The 15,212-nt window shown below is 71.4% G+C and carries 11 protein-coding genes; all 11 read right to left on the bottom strand.

Annotation, left to right across the window (positions count from 1 at the left end; genetic code table 11):
- Positions 1 to 38: 38 nt before the first annotated feature.
- On the bottom strand, positions 39 to 653 hold the full coding sequence (gene rplQ / locus Q9S36_RS35725) for a 50S ribosomal protein L17 (protein WP_311289540.1): 615 nt from the start codon (positions 651 to 653) through the stop codon (positions 39 to 41).
- A gap of 100 nt (positions 654 to 753) precedes the next feature.
- Complete coding sequence (locus tag Q9S36_RS35720) at positions 754 to 1,770, bottom strand: DNA-directed RNA polymerase subunit alpha (RefSeq protein WP_056599781.1); 1,017 nt, start codon at positions 1,768 to 1,770, stop codon at positions 754 to 756.
- A gap of 116 nt (positions 1,771 to 1,886) precedes the next feature.
- Positions 1,887 to 2,495, bottom strand: coding sequence for a 30S ribosomal protein S4 (gene rpsD / locus Q9S36_RS35715; protein ID WP_311289539.1), 609 nt, complete (start codon positions 2,493 to 2,495; stop codon positions 1,887 to 1,889).
- Between the two features lie 28 nt (positions 2,496 to 2,523).
- Positions 2,524 to 2,919 (bottom strand): 30S ribosomal protein S11, encoded by a 396-nt coding sequence (rpsK, locus tag Q9S36_RS35710; protein ID WP_056906616.1) that lies wholly within the window; start codon positions 2,917 to 2,919, stop codon positions 2,524 to 2,526.
- A gap of 73 nt (positions 2,920 to 2,992) precedes the next feature.
- Positions 2,993 to 3,367 carry a 30S ribosomal protein S13 gene (rpsM, locus tag Q9S36_RS35705; RefSeq protein WP_116570804.1) on the bottom strand — a complete coding sequence of 125 codons (375 nt, stop codon included), beginning with the start codon at positions 3,365 to 3,367 and terminating at the stop codon, positions 2,993 to 2,995.
- A 195-nt stretch (positions 3,368 to 3,562) separates the two neighbouring features.
- The gene (gene rpmJ / locus Q9S36_RS35700; RefSeq protein WP_004008316.1) at positions 3,563 to 3,676 is read right to left on the bottom strand and encodes a 50S ribosomal protein L36; all 114 of its coding nucleotides are present in this window, start codon (positions 3,674 to 3,676) and stop codon (positions 3,563 to 3,565) included.
- 31 nt (positions 3,677 to 3,707) lie between these two features.
- Complete coding sequence (gene infA, locus Q9S36_RS35695) at positions 3,708 to 3,929, bottom strand: translation initiation factor IF-1 (RefSeq protein WP_056599768.1); 222 nt, start codon at positions 3,927 to 3,929, stop codon at positions 3,708 to 3,710.
- Between the two features lie 205 nt (positions 3,930 to 4,134).
- Positions 4,135 to 6,603, bottom strand: a complete 2,469-nt coding sequence (locus tag Q9S36_RS35690) for a transglutaminase-like domain-containing protein (protein ID WP_311289538.1) — start codon at positions 6,601 to 6,603, stop codon at positions 4,135 to 4,137.
- Positions 6,600 to 7,781, bottom strand: a complete 1,182-nt coding sequence (locus Q9S36_RS35685; RefSeq protein WP_311289537.1) for a DUF58 domain-containing protein — start codon at positions 7,779 to 7,781, stop codon at positions 6,600 to 6,602. The genes Q9S36_RS35690 and Q9S36_RS35685 overlap by 4 nt, the downstream gene beginning before the upstream one ends.
- Positions 7,782 to 7,788: 7 nt before the next feature.
- Positions 7,789 to 8,760, bottom strand: a complete 972-nt coding sequence (locus tag Q9S36_RS35680; RefSeq protein WP_311289536.1) for a MoxR family ATPase — start codon at positions 8,758 to 8,760, stop codon at positions 7,789 to 7,791.
- Between the two features lie 31 nt (positions 8,761 to 8,791).
- A complete protein-coding gene (locus Q9S36_RS35675; protein ID WP_311289535.1) occupies positions 8,792 to 15,052 on the bottom strand; it encodes an Ig-like domain-containing protein in 6,261 nt (2,086 codons plus the stop codon).
- Positions 15,053 to 15,212 lie beyond the last annotated feature (160 nt).

The raw sequence follows: 15,212 nt of genomic DNA, 5'->3' as shown, positions 1-15,212 counted from the left end.
ACCCCAACGGGGTGACGGGCCTCGTGACAGGACCTGGATCAGGCCTTGGCGTCGTCCTCGGTGGACTCCGCAGCGGGCTCCTCGGCGTCGGCCTCGGCGGCCGGCTCCTCGGTGACCTCCGCGGCGTCGCCCTGGGCCTGCGCCTCGGCGGTCTCCACGTCGGCAGCCTCGGTGTCCACGACCTCGGTCTGACCGTCGACGTCCTCGGCCTCCACCTCGGCCGGAGCGGCCTCGGCGGCCGGCGCGGCAGCGGCGGCCTTCTCGGTCTTCTTGGTCGAGGGGGCCTTGGGGTTGTAGGCCTCGGTCACCAGCTCGATGACCGCCATGGGGGCGTTGTCGCCCTTGCGGGGGCCGATCTTGGTGATGCGGGTGTAGCCGCCGGGACGCTCCGCGAAGGTCGGGGCGATCTCGGTGAACAGGGTGTGCACGACCGACTTGTCGCGGATGGTCTTGAGGACCTCGCGACGGTTGTGCAGGTCGCCCCGCTTGGCCTTGGTGATCAGCTTCTCCGCGACCGGGCGCAGCAGGCGCGCACGGGTCTCGGTGGTGGTGATCCGGCCGTGCTCGAACAGGGCGGTGGCCAGGTTCGACAGCATCAGGCGCTGGTGGGCGGGGCTGCCGCCGAGGCGGGGACCCTTCTTGGGCTTGGGCATGTGGTGCCTACTTTCTCTCGGGCCGTGTCAGGTACCCGGGTAGACGACCGACGGACGCCGGTCGGTTTGGTGGACGACCCCGGTGATCGGGGTCGGGAGATCAGAGCTGTTCGTCCTCGATGAAGGCGTCGTCGTCATCGTCGCCGTAGGCGGCGAGGGCGGCGTGCGGGTCGAAGCCGGGCGCGCTGTCCTTGAGAGAGAGGCCCATCTCGACGAGCTTGGCCTTCACCTCGTCGATCGACTTCGCGCCGAAGTTGCGGATGTCGAGCAGGTCCTGCTCCGAGCGGGAGATGAGCTCACCCACGGTGTGGATGCCCTCGCGCTTGAGGCAGTTGTAGCTGCGGACCGTGAGCTGCAGGTCCTCGACCGGGAGGGCGAGGTCAGCGGCGAGCTGCTCGTCGACGGGCGACGGGCCGATGTCGATGCCCTCGGCCTCGACGTTGAGCTCGCGGGCCAGGCCGAACAGCTCGACGAGGGTCTTGCCGGCCGAGGCGATCGCGTCGCGGGGACGGATCGACGGCTTGGTCTCGACGTCGATGACGAGCTTGTCGAAGTCGGTGCGCTGCTCGACACGGGTGGCCTCGACCTTGTAGGTCACCTTCAGCACGGGGCTGTAGATCGAGTCGACCGGCATGCGGCCGATCTCGTTGTCGGCACCCTTGTTCTGCACCGCGGAGACGTAGCCGCGGCCGCGCTCGACGACGAGCTCCATCTCCAGCTTGCCCTTGTCGGACAGGGTGGCGATCTTCAGCTCGGGGTTGTGCACCTCGACACCGGCGGGCGGGGTGATGTCGGCGGCGGTGACGTCACCGGCGCCGGACTTGCGCAGGTACATCACGACCGGCTCGTCGTGCTCGGAGGAGACGACGATGCCCTTGAGGTTGAGGATGATCTCGGTCATGTCCTCGGTGACGCCCTCGATGGTCGAGAACTCGTGCAGGACGGAGTCGACCTTGATGCTGGTGACCGAGGCGCCCGGGATCGAGCTGAGGAGCGTACGGCGCAGGGAGTTGCCGAGCGTGTAGCCGAAGCCCGGCTCCAGGGGCTCGATGACGAACCGCGAGCGGAACTCGTCGACGGTCTCTTCCGTGAGGGTGGGGCGCTGAGCGATGAGCACGGAGTTTTTCCTTTCCGGATCCACCCGCTATTTGACGGATCCGAACATGGTGAGGAGTGGTGTGGAAGAGGGGCGTCGGTGGCCGCCCGAGGCATCGGACGACCACCGACAGTGAGTCACTTCTTGGAGTAGTACTCCACGATGAGCTGCTCCTGGACCGGCACGTCGATCTGCGCGCGGACCGGGACCTGGTGCACGAGGATGCGCATCCGCGAGGGGATGACCTCGAGCCACGCCGGGACGACGCGCTCGCCGTGGGTCTCACGGGCCACGATCAGGGGCGTCATCTCGAGCGACTTCTCGCGCACGTCGATGATGTCGTGGTCGCTGACCTGGAAGGACGGGATGTTGACCTTCTTGCCGTTGACCAGGAAGTGGCCGTGCACGACGAGCTGGCGGGCCTGGCGGCGCGTGCGGGCGAAGCCGGCGCGGTAGACCACGTTGTCGAGGCGGCACTCGAGGAGCTGCAGGAGGTTGTCGCCGGTCTTGCCCTGGCGACGGCTGGCCTCCTTGTAGTAGCGGACGAACTGCTTCTCCATCACGCCGTAGGTGAAGCGGGCCTTCTGCTTCTCACGCAGCTGCAGGAGGTACTCGGACTCCTTGATGCGGCCGCGGCCGTGCTGGCCGGGGGCGTAGGGACGCTTCTCGAAGGCAGCGTCGCCGCCGACGAGGTCGACACCGAGACGGCGCGACTTGCGGGTCATGGGACCGGTGTAGCGGGCCATGTTTCAGTCTCTCTTTCTCAGTCTCGGGTCAGACGCGGCGGCGCTTGGGCGGCCGGCATCCGTTGTGCGGGGTGGGCGTGACGTCCTGGATGGTGCCGACCTCGAGGCCGATGGCACCCAGCGACCGGATGGCGGTCTCACGACCCGAGCCCGGGCCCTTGACGAAGACGTCGATCTTCTTCATGCCGTGGTCCATGGCGCGACGGCCGGCGGCCTCGGCAGCCATCTGGGCGGCGAAGGGGGTGGACTTGCGCGAGCCCTTGAAGCCGACGGTGCCGGCAGAGGCCCACGAGATCACCGCACCGGTCGGGTCGGTGATCGTGACGATGGTGTTGTTGAACGTGCTCTTGATGTGGGCTTCGCCCTGGGCGACGTTCTTCTTCTCCTTGCGGCGGACCTTGGTCGCGCGGCTCTTGGGAGGCATTCAGTAACTCCTGTGAGGTTCTGGTCTGGAAGCTTCGTGGGAAGAGGTCAGTGAGACGCCGTGAGGCGTGCGGTCACTTGGCCTTCTTCTTGCCGGCGACGGTGCGCTTGGGGCCCTTGCGGGTGCGCGCGTTGGTCTTGGTGCGCTGGCCGCGGACCGGGAGGCCCATGCGGTGGCGACGACCCTGGTAGCTGCCGATCTCGATCTTGCGGCGGATGTCCGCCTGGACCTCACGGCGGAGGTCACCCTCGATCTTGAAGTTGGCTTCGATCTCGTCGCGAAGCTTGACCAGCTCCTCGTCACCGAGCGTGTGGACCCGGGCGTTCGGGTCGACGCCGGTGGCAGCGAGCAGCTGCTGGGCGCGGGTACGGCCGATGCCGTAGATGTAGGTGAGGGCGACCTCGATGCGCTTGTCGCGCGGGAGGTCAACACCAACGAGGCGTGCCATGTGGCGGTTTCCTTGTCTGTTCTCGCATCGGTTTCGGTTCGTGTCGCGTCCCATCCCGCCTCGGGTGGGCTCCGGCCGGTGCTCCGGAGGTGACTTCGACTCAGGCGGCGCCTGGCCTAGCGATCACGTTGTGTGGTGATTCAGTTGTGCTGGTCGTGCCCTGATCGGTGCGGACGGCGGAGCCGGCCGCAGCGATCAGCCCTGCCGCTGCTTGTGGCGGGGGTTCTCGCAGATGACCATGACCCGGCCGTGACGGCGGATGACCTTGCACTTGTCACAGATGGGCTTGACGCTGGGGTTGACCTTCATGTCAACGTTTCCTTGCTACTCGGCTGGCTGGTCACTTGTAGCGGTAGACGATGCGACCCCGGGTGAGGTCGTACGGCGAGAGCTCCACCACGACCCGGTCCTCGGGGAGGATCCGGATGTAGTGCTGTCGCATCTTGCCGCTGATGTGCGCGAGCACCTTGTGCCCGTTGGCCAGCTCCACGCGGAACATGGCGTTGGGAAGGGCCTCCACGACGGTGCCCTCGATCTCGATCACGCCTTCTTTCTTCGGCATGTCCTCCACAATCTGTTGTCTCGTTGTCTACCGTGGCCCGGGAACCGCCCGGCTCCTGCTCGCAGGTGGCCGGTGGACCTCGTGGGCGGATCCGGGAGCCTCTTCCCGGGCACACGCCGATCCGTCACGCTGGACGAGTCGGTCACGATTCCGGGCAGCCGCGAGGCACCACGAAACACAGCCCACGTTGGGCCGACGCACCAGTTTAGTCAGGCGCCCCTCGAGAACGCCAATCAGCGAGGCTGCGCAGCCGCCCGAGCGCGCCGGGGACCCGGCCGTCGGCGGCGCGCCCCTCCCCCGGTTCCGCACCGGCGGCCGCGCCGCGCGGTGGCGTACGGCGCAGCGAGCGCAGGCTGACCGCCGCCCGCAGCCGCTGCCAGCGCCCGACCTCCTGCGACATGGCCCGGCGCTCGGCGTCGATGGACTCCCAGTACGTCGCCGCCGCGGCCGCCTCGGGAGCGCTCGGGCCGAAGACGAAGCTGTCCGCGCGGCGGGCGAGGGCACCGGCCTGGCCGGACACGATGCCGGCCGACTGCTCGCGCCGGGTCACCGTGGGGCCGAGCGGCACCACCTGTCCGAGGTCGCGCGCGTGGTCGACGAGCTCACGCCAGGCGCCCACGAAGCGGGCCGACGGGGACTCCGCGCTCCGGCGCCGGTGCCGGCGCCAGGCCTTGAAGGCGACGATCGCACCGAGGACGAGCGCGGCGAGCAGGAGCGGCAGGCCGACGTACCTCACCACGGTGCCGACCCAGCCGGGCACGCCCGGGATCAGCCCCTCATCCTGCTCGGCCCTCTTCTTGCGGGTGGCCTTGCGCTCCTTGAGGTCGGCGTCGCTCTGCTCCCCCGCGTCGGACGGGGGTGGGATCGGGTTGGGCGGCGGGATGACCGTGCCGGACATCGGCGTGTTGGTCTCCGGCACCTGGTCGGCCGGCGGCGTGCGGGACATGAAGGCGTCGGTGGGCAGGGTGCGCCAGGAGCCGTCCGCGGCGCGCAGCTCCACCCACGCCGACACGTCGCGGCCCATCACCCGGCCGCCCTCGGGGACCGTGGCTCCGAGCACGACCCGCGCCGGGACGCCGATGTCGTTGGCGATCAGCGCCATGGTCGCGGCGTACTGCTCGTCGTTGCCGACGATCTGCGGAGCGTTGACGAACTCGTCGGACAGGCGCCACACGCTGTGGCCGCCGACGTACATGCGCTCGGTGCGGCCGACGCCGTCGGAGTACCTGCCCTCGGAGCGCAGGTGGTCGGCGGCCGCGAAGACGCGGTCCATGGGGTCGCTGCCGGCCTGCTCGGTCCACTTCTCTGTGGGGCCCTGGATGAACGCGGCACCCGGCGGCAGGGCGGTCACCTCGGCCGATCCGACCGTCTCCGGCGTGAGCTCGTCGTCGGGCTCGACCGCGGTGAAGGAGTAGCGGTCGCCCGGCTGGAGGCCGCTCGGCACGACGGCGGTGGAGGTGGCGAGGTTGTAGCGGAAGACCTCAGCCTTCTCACGGGCGTCGGCGGTCTCGAAGTGCATGGAGCGCAGGGCACCCACGGTCGGCAGCCACACGCCCGACCAGCCCTCGCCGAGCGTGACGGTGACCTCGACCTCGTCGCCCTCCACGGGGTTGTCGATCGTGGACGACACCCGCTGGAACGAGTCGTCGGCCGCGCCCGGCAGCGCGTCGTCGGTCGCCCCCCACACCATGCCGTCGTACCGGTCCATGGTCGCGAAGCGGACGAGGGTGCCGGGCGCGACGCCGTCGATGTCGAACAGCGCCTTGTCGTAGACGTTGCTGTCGTCCTCGCCGCCCTGGAGGTCGATGTACTTCCGGAAGCCGGCGAGCGGCGAGGGGTAGCGCCCGATGTCGAAGGGAGGCTCTACCCAGTTGCGGGCGACGGTCCGGTCGGCGTCGGTGCCCGCCATCCAGGCGCTGGCCGGGAAGGCCAGCCCGGCCGCGAGGGCGAGCATCACCACGGCACCGGCGGCGCGGACGTAGGACGTGCTGCCGCCCTGCACCGCGGCACTGGCCCGTCGGGCCCGGAGCGCCAGCCAGGCGAGGGCCAGGGCGGCGTAGACCGTGCCCTGCACGAGCAGCGACTGCGGGTGCCGCACGCCGACGACCAGGACGGCGGACAGCACCACGGTCATGCCGACCACGGGCAGCGCGGCCGCGAGCCAGGCGCGGCGCACGGGCAGGTGTGCGAGGCCGAGACCGGTGAGTCCGGCGACCATCCCCGACAGCCACGGCAGCACGAGGAGCGGACCGTCGCCGTCGACCGGCGGCAGCGTGGTGAGCAGGTCCTTCCAGCCGAAGATCGCCTCGTCGGCCACCCGCCCCAGCGTGGACGCGCCCGGCAGCACCGCGGCGTCGCCGAGCGAGCGCAGGCACAGCGGTCCGCCGAGCAGGAAGAACACGACCAGGCAGATCGCGACGGCCGACAGCACGGGCCAGCCCGCCGCCCGGGTCAGGTGGGTGACCGCCACGGCCACCAGCGCGCCCAGCATCCCGACCACGAGGTACGACGACCCGGTGAAGGAGGAGCCGAACGCGCTCAGGGCCACCCCGGCCAGTGCGAGGGTGAAGGCGATGTCGACCCAGGAGTGGCGGTCGGGCAGCAGCGGGTGGGACCGGACGCGGGTCCGGGTGCCGGTCGTGGCCGCGGTGCGGCGGGCGCGGGAGTCGCTCACCGGACGCTCCAGCGCAGGAGGCCGCCGAGGTCCTCCTTGGCGGCCAGGTGCAGCACGGGCAGCCCGCCCGTCTCGGTGACGCGGCTGTTGCCCTCGGGGTCGACCACGATCCCGAAGCGCCGGACCTCGGGCGGGAAGGCGGCTGCGGCCCTCAGCACGTCGGTGAACTCGGTGCCGCTGCCGCCGACGAAGAACGCCAGGCTGGTGTCGGGCGCCAGCGAGCTGGCCTGGCGGCCGGACTCCACCAGCCCGCGGTCGCCGAGCTCGGCGCGACAGACCGCGTCGAGCGCCAGGTGGCCGTCGGAGCCCGTCGAGGCGTGCCGGCCGCACACGAAGGAGACGTCGAACTCGTCGAGCACCGCGCGCACGGCGATGGAGGCGGCGACGGCCATCGCGGTCTCGAAGTCCTCCGGGTCGGCCCAGGCCGACGCCTGGTCGTCCACCACGATCGTGGCGTGGCTGCGGCGGGTGTCGAGGTACTGGCGCACCAGCAGCGCTGACTCGCCGGTCGAGGCCATCACCTTCGCCGAGGAGCGCCAGTGGATGTGCCGCAGGTCGTCGCCCGGGACGTACTCGCGCAGGGCGTGGAAGGCGAGGTCGCTCTGGCTGACCGCGTCGGTGGAGACGCCCTCGAGGTCGCGGAGCAGACCGGCCCCCAACGACTCCATCGGGATCAGGTGCGGGCGCACCAGCACCTCCCGCACCGGCGTCCAGACCATGTCGCGGGAGAACAGCCCGACCGGGTCGCCGCGGCGCGTCATCGCGGGGCCCACGGTGATCACGCCCCGGCGCTCGGTGCGGATGGTGAACGACTCCTCGTGCGCGGCGCCGGGAGCCAGCGAGCTGATGCCGTAGCGGTGGACGGCCGACCCGACGGGCACCTCGAGGGTGGTGGGCACCAGGCGGCTCGCGGCGCGGTTGACCACGAGCACGCCGGCCGCCACGGACTCGCCAGCGGCCACCCGCTCCGGCTGGAGCCTCAGGTCGACCGAGACCGAGGTCCGCCCGAGCAGGAACGGCACGGCGAGGACGAGCAGCAGGAGGCACGCGGTGCCGAGCACGGCGAGCTCGCGCCACGCCGTGAACGTGGCGACCATCGCCGCGCCCAGGCCGAGCCCGAGGACCAGCCAGCCGATCGGCTTGATGACCTCGAGCGCATCGTTCAACCGCTGCCTCATGGGAGTGCTAGGCCCCCACGCGGTCGGTCGGCGGGGCGACCGCGTCCAGCAGGCGCGAGATCACGGTCTGCACGTCGACACCGCTGAACTGGGCCTCCGCGTCGAGCAGCAGGCGGTGCGAGAGCACAGGCTCGGCGAGGTCCTTGATGTCGTCGGGCACGACGTGGTCACGACCGTCGGCGGCCGCCCAGGTCTTGGCCACGCGGACGAACGCCAGGCAGCCGCGGGCCGAGAGCCCGAGCTTGACGTGCGGCTGGCGGCGCGACTCCTCGGCCAGCTCGGCGACGTAGCCGACCACGGCCGGGTCGACGTACACCTCGTCGGCCAGGCCGCTCATCTGCGCGATGGTGGCCGCGGTGATCACCGGGGTGACGAGGGCGGCCCGGTCGCGGACGGCGGCGTTGTTGAGCAGCTCGACCGTGGCCTGACGGTCGGGGTAGCCGACCGAGGTCTTCATGAGGAAGCGGTCCAGCTGCGCCTCGGGGAGGCGGTAGGTGCCGGCCTGCTCGATGGGGTTCTGCGTCGCGATGACGAGGAACGGCCTGCCGACCGGGTGCGCGACCCCGTCGACGGTGACGCGGCCCTCCTCCATGACCTCGAGCAGCGCGGACTGCGTCTTGGGCGAGGCACGGTTGATCTCGTCGGCCAGCACGATGGTGTGGAAGATCGGGCCGGGGTGGAACTCGAAGGTGCCCTTGTGCTGGTCGTAGACGGTGACGCCGGTGACGTCGGAGGGCAGCAGGTCGGGCGTGAACTGGATGCGGGCGTGGCTGCCCTGCACCGTGTTGGCCAGCGCCCGCGCCAGCATCGTCTTGCCCGTGCCGGGGAAGTCCTCGAGCAGGATGTGGCCCTCCGAGAGCAGGCACGTCAGCGCCAGCCGCACCACGTGGCGCTTGCCGAGCACGGCCTTCTCCATGTTGTCGGTGAGCTGGTCGAACGTGGACTTGAACCACTCGGCCTGCTCGTGGCTGATCGTCATGCTGCTCCTTCGTAGGTGGCGCGGTCGGGACTCACGGGATCACCGCCAGGTCTTTCCAGTCACGGGAGACGAAGCCGGCCTCCCGGTTGCCGCCGATCTCGTCGCAGGTCACGTCCAGGACGCCGACGCGGTAGTACACGTCCGTCACGTGCTGGCCGTTGCTGTCGAAGGTCCGCGACGTGTCGCCCTGCACGGAGTTCCTGATGCTGCAGGTGTAGCGGCGGTTCATGTCGGTCGTGCCGATCACGAGGAAGCCACAGGTCGCGTCGGTGCAGCCGCTCAGCAGCGGGCCCTGCGGGTTGCCCTTGAACGTGCAGGCAGGGGCCGCGCTGTCGCTGCTGTCGTTGCAGGCCTTGCGGGCGATCGTGATGGCCGGCGCCGGGGGCGGACCGCTCTGGTCGCGGCGCGACGAGCTGTCCGTGCCGCGGTTCCCCGGCGAGGTGTCCCGCAGCGTCACCGACAGGCTGATGTCCTGCTCGAAGTTCGCCGTGGACGCGGTGAACGACTGGGAGAACCGGCCCACGCCCGTGAGGTTGACGGTCTGCGCCACCCGCCCGTCGACCGAGATGTCCAGCACCGCCGGGTCGCCGTTGCTGGAGCCGGTGATGGTCCAGGTGAGCGACTTGCCGTTCACCGTGGGCGCCCCGACGTCGTCGAGCATCCCACCCAGCGGACCGTAGGTCTGGACGTTCTGCTGGCCGCTCAGCGTGCAGCCGGCCGGTGCGTTCTCGTTGCAGACCCGGAGCTGGACCGGGTACGGCTGCTCGTTGCTCGGCACGGGGAAGCGGATCGTGTTCGGTCCGGTCTGCTGCGGGAACTGCCGCTGGACCAGGCCGCCCACCAGGATGTCGACCTTGCTGGTCGCACCGCGGGCGTCCGGCACGGTGTACTGGATCTCCGCCTCCTGGTTGTTGCCGGTGCCGTACACCTGGAACGCGCCCCACGCGGCTGGGCGGCCGACCGCCTCGATCGAGACACCGTCACTGGGCTGCGAGCGGTTGGTGATGTTGGCCGCGGTCACGCGGTAGGTGTAGACGAGGCCGTCGTACGGCACGCCCGCGTGGGTGCAGGTCAGCGAGGCGATCCTCTGGCAGCCCGGCACGGCGCCGGTGGTCTGCCCGTTGCTGTAGGTGACCGTGTAGACGGTCGGACCCGGGCCCTCGGGCAGGACCGCCTGCCAGGCGATGCGCAGGTTGGTCTGGTTGGCCCCCGACTCGAGGTCGGTGACCGTCGGGACGGCCGGTGCCGGCGGCGTGCCGAGCGGCTGCATCTCGGGCGACGAGCGCGGCAGCGAGTAGTCGACCTTGTTGTGCGCCTTGATCGTGAAGACGTACTTCTCGTTGTTGTCCAGGCCCACGGCGGTGTACGACTCCTGCTCGCCGCCCACGACGGCCTGCCCGCCGACCCACGTGATGGTGTAGTCGAGGATCTTCGAGGTCTTCGTCGCCGGCTTGTCCCAGGCGAGGGTGATGGTGCCGTCGCCGCGGTCGGTCATCCGGATGTTCTGGACGCGCCCGGGAGCGGTGTCGGCCTGGGCGGACTGCGACAGGCCGCTCCACTCGCTCTGCCCGACGCGGTTGACCGCGGCCGCCCGGAAGCTGTAGTTGCGGCCATTCTCGAGACCGCGGAAGACGCACTCGTTGGTGTCGCACCGCTGCTTGTCCCCGGAGCGCTCCTCGCGGACCCAGTAGTAGAGGATCGGCGCGCCACCGTCGTCGTCCGGAGGGGCCCACGACATGGTGACCGTGCCCTCCTGGTCGAACTTCCGGTAGGGCCGCGGCTCGCCCGGCGGTGACGGCGTGCCCACGACCTGGAACTGGGTGCGGCCCTCCGCACGGCGCGAGGCCGGCGGGTCGTCGGAGGAGATGTCGCTGACGACGATGCGGAAGCCGGCCTGCACGCCGCGGGCGTCCTTCGCGGCGGTCAGCGTCAACCGGCTGCCCTCGAAGCTCGCGCGGACGCCGGAGTTGCCGATGCTGTCGACCGAGAGGATGGTCGGGTCCGGGTCGGCCACGCCGCCGGTGAGGTAGTCGCGCATGTCGTAGGTGCGGGTCTGCCCCGCCTCCATGGTGTCGACCTTGATGGGCAGCAGCCTCGGCGAGGGCGCCTGCGCCAGCCGGAAGCGCACCACCTCGGTGTTGCTGTCACCTGCCCGCACGGCGAGCACCGCCTCGCCGCCCTCGGTGGCGGTGTCGTCCGCGGTGACCGCGACCACGGACCCCTCCGGGCTGCCGAGGTCCAGGCCGTCGAGGCCCTCGCTCCACTCCGCGGTGTACTCCAGGCCCGCCGCGTCGCGCGGGTCGTCGGTGTAGACCTTGCAGAAGGTCGCGATGTCGAGGTCGAAGCGCTGCCCCGCCGAGATCGGGACCACGGTCGTGGGGCACTCCAGCGACGGCACGTTGTCGCCGACGTAGACGGGGATCGACAGCAGGACGGTCGCGCCGTCCGCGGTCGTCGAGGTGTCCTCGTTGCCGCTCGCGTCGGTCGCCGTGGTGACCTCGACCAGCAGGGCACCCGGGCCGCGGTAGGAGGCGGGGGCGGACAACGAGAACCGGTTCTCGCCGTCCGGTCCGGCCGTGAGCGAGGCGGGCGAGGCGGAGTACGAGCGCCGCCCCGAGGCCGGGCGCACCTCGGCGCCGTCGGGCGCCTCGACGTAGTCGGTGATCTTGCCGGTCACGGTGTCGCCTGGGTCGAGCTCGATCAGGGCTCCCGGCACGACGTACGGCAGGCCGGTGCCCGTCGGCGGGACGTAGACCGACGCCGTGGCCGCGGCGCCGTCCCCGTCGCGCACCTCGAACGGCAGGACCTGCGGTGCGGAGCCACGGTCGGCGCGCACCTCCACGCCGTCGATGATCCGCGCGCCACCGCCGACGTCGACCACCTCGAGGTCCTCGGCGGGCCCGTCGGGGTCGTACGCCCCCTCGAGCACGTCCACGACCACGCTGCCGCTGTCACCGGCGCGACCGAACGCGTCGTAGACGATCGGCGGGTTGTTGACGTCCTCGGCGGTCTCCAGCGTCATCGTCGAGCGGGACTCGCTCAACCCGTTGGTGACGCTGTAGACGATCACCACCGGCTCCGCCGCCGGGTCGTCGGGCGCGGGCACGGTCACCAGGTTCGTCCTGGGGTCGAGCTCGGCGCCGTCGGGGCCGCTGAGCAGCCGCACGTCGACGGCGTCGCCCGGCGCGACGAAGTCGTTGGCCAGCGGGTCGAACGTCGCGGTGCGCCCGGGCTCGACGGTCAGCCGGTCCTCCACCGCGAGCGGCGGTTGCGGCTGGCCGGGCGCGACGACCGCGACCCGGACCGTGCCGGTCGCGAAGGCGCCCTCGGAGTCGACGACGGAGTAGGTGAACTCGTCGGTGCCGACCGTGCGGGGGTAGGCCTGGTACTCCAGGAAGTTGCCGCCGAAGGAGACGATGCGGCCCAGCCGCGGGGCCGAGGTGATGCCGGTGACCGTGACCGGGTCGCCGTTGCGGTCGACGCCGACCCCGGGCACCCGGACCTTGACGGTGTCGCCGGAGACCGCGCGGCCCTCCAGCGTGGGCGGCTCCGGCGGGTCGTTGGGGTCGTCGGCCGGCACGACCGTCACCTGCAGCCGGCCGGTGGCGCGCTTGCCGTCGAGGTTGCGGGCGACGTACGGGACCGTGAAGGTGTCGCGCTCCGCGATCCTGGCCGGGGCGACGTAGCGCACCATCCGGCCGGAGACGAACGCCGTGCCCACGTCGCCGGTGACGTCGATGGGCGCCACCACCTCGAGCCGGCCGGGCACGTCGGCGTCGACGAGGTCGCTCACCAGGGTGAGCCGGTCGCCCGACGGCGAGATGTCGTTGTCGAGCACGGGTGCAGACACCGACGCGCCGGCGCGCACGACGACCTTGTCGGCCACCGTGATGGGCGTGTTGTCGGCCGGGGCGGGCCGCTGGGTGACCACGACCTCGCCCCGCACACCGGAGTTCGGACCGTTGCTGATGGTGTACGACACCGTCTGGGTGATCGGCGAGAGGTCCGGCTGGAGGGCCGAGATGCGCAGCCAGCGGCCGTCGATGATCGCGACGTCGAGCTGTCCGGCCCGGTCGGCCGAGGCCTGGGTGACGACGAGCAGCCCGCCGGCGGGGTCGAGGTCGTTGGCGAGCACGTCGACCACGCCGGGTGCCTGGTCGTAGACGGTCAGGGTGTCGGGCATCGCGATCGGGTCCGCGGACCGCTTCGGCCGCGGCTTGACGTCCACCCGGATGGTGCCCTGGTCGAGGTCGGCGTTGCCGTAGCCGGCGTCGTAGTTCAGGAAGTACGTGTTCGGGCGGTCCGCCGTGAACGTCAGGGTGCCGGCGTCGAGGTCCGAGACCACCTTCGCCCCCGGCTGCTGGGGGACCTTGCCGCCCAGCACGAGCTCGGCGTTGGGGGTGGCCGGGTCGGAGCCGGGCAGGTCGTTGAGGAGCGGGCGGATCTTGATCGGCTTGCCCACCTCGCCGCGGACGACGTCGGGCTGCGCGGTCGGGGGGAAGGACTTCTGGTCCTGCGGCGCCTGCACCTGGAAGGTCATCGAGCGCTTCACCGCGGGTGAACGCCCGTCGGTCACGGCGAAGTCGACCCGCACCAGCTGCTGGCCGTCGGCCCTGGTGGTCGGGGCGGTGAAGCGGATCCGGCCGTCGGCGGTGGTCCGGGCGACCGCCCCCGTCTCCGCTCCTCCCACGGCCTGGGCGGAGTCGAGCAGCAGCGTGTCGCCGTCGGCGTCGTCGCGCCAGTCGGCGAGGACCGGCACGTCGAGGGCGCCGCCGTGCGGCACCTTGTAGGTCGGCTTCTTGTAGCCCTGGCGCACGTCCGGCGGCTCGTTCTGCCCGGGCTCGCGCACGTCGACGGTGACCGCGGCGTGCGCGGAGAGACCGTCGCGGCCGTCGTCGATGAAGTACTCGAAGCTCGCGGCGCGTCCCTGCTCCGGCATCTGCAGCACGAGGGTCTGCCCGTCGGGGCTGATCTCGACCCGCGCGCCGCCGCCCGGCTGGTCGACGTCGACGATGCTGAGCAGTCGCCCGTCGGGCGCGGAGTCGTTGTCGAGCGGGTGGAGGACCGTGGTGCGCCCGGCACGGACGCCGTACGCGTCGGGCTTGGCCCGCGGCGGCCTGCGGTCGGCCTCGCTCTGGTTCTCGTCCTTCTCGTCCTCCTCGTCGTCCTTCTTCTTCGAGGTGAAGGCCTCCCAGTTGTCGATCTTGACCGGGTGCTCCTGCTGGACGTCCCAGACGGTGCCGCTCACCGCGTCGTTGAGGACGATCTCGCCGCGGTTGACCCGGAAGGCCAGGCTGGTGGCGTCGCCGCCGAGCCGCTCGTCGGTGACGACCTCGGAGCCGCACTGCACCGTCACGGCGCCCCGGCCGCCGGACCAGGCGCCGAACACGCACGCGCCGAGGCGGACCGGCGCGACGGCGGTGCCGGACCGGGTGGAGATGGTGGTGACGTCGCCGGACCCGAGGTCGATGCTGAGCAGGCCGTCGGGTGCGCCCACGAGCACGGCGCCGGCAGCGGGGCCGGGCTGCTGGAGCTCGCTGCGGGGCGGCACGGGGACGGTGGCGCCGTCGAGGACGCGCAGCACCCCCGCGTCGGTGTCGAGCGTGACGATCCGGTCGCCGACCGTGGTGACCGCGTCCACCTGCCCGGCATCGCCGGGGAGGTCGCTGGTGCGGGCCTTGCCGAGCGTGGCGCCCCGGGGCGAGAGGGTCGTGACGGTGCCCTCGTCGGCGGACGTCACGACGACCGTGCCGTCCTGCGCGACGGCGAGGGCGGCGTCCTTGCCCGTCTCGGTGAGCGGGTCGGCCTGCCGGTCGATGCCGCTCATCACCGGACGGCCCACCTGGTCGTCGTAGCGGACCGCCCAGACGTCACCCGTCTCGGCGTCGACGCTCGCGAGGGTGCCCCCGCCCATGCCGATGTCGCCGGCGCTGGGGACCGCTGCGGCCCCGCCGTCCTGGGACTCCAGTCGGCTGGTCTCGATGGCCTGTCCGCGACTGGCGTCGCGGTTGATCGTCACGACCGCGGCACCGTCCTGGACGACGTCGAGGCGGGCCTTGCCGTCCTGGCTCGGCACGACGCCGTCGAGCTGGTTGATGGGCTTGTTCATCCGGCCCGACCAGCCCTTGGCCCCGTTGACGACCCACACGCCGCCGTCGTTGAGCTCGGCCTCGTGCTTCTTGTACCCATCGGCGGTGATGGCGTACGCCACGAGCGCGGATGCAGCCACGGCCAGCGCGGCACCCGACGCGATGCCCGCGCGGTGTCGACGCACGAACGACGTCCGTGTCACGCCAGCCCCCCTTGGCCCACGAGTGACGTGCCCGCCGCAGTCACCCAGCAGGAGGGTATGTATCGCGTCAAGGTTCGGACAAGTCGGCACGGCGTGCGCCGCCGGTGGGTGATGGGTGATGATGGGCGCGTGGGCGTGGACGAGGGGAGCCGACGTTGAT

The sequence above is a fragment of the Microbacterium sp. ARD31 genome, assembly GCF_031844425.1.
The sequence above is the reverse complement of the archived record's forward strand: the minus strand, read 5'-3'. Positions and strand labels throughout refer to the sequence as shown.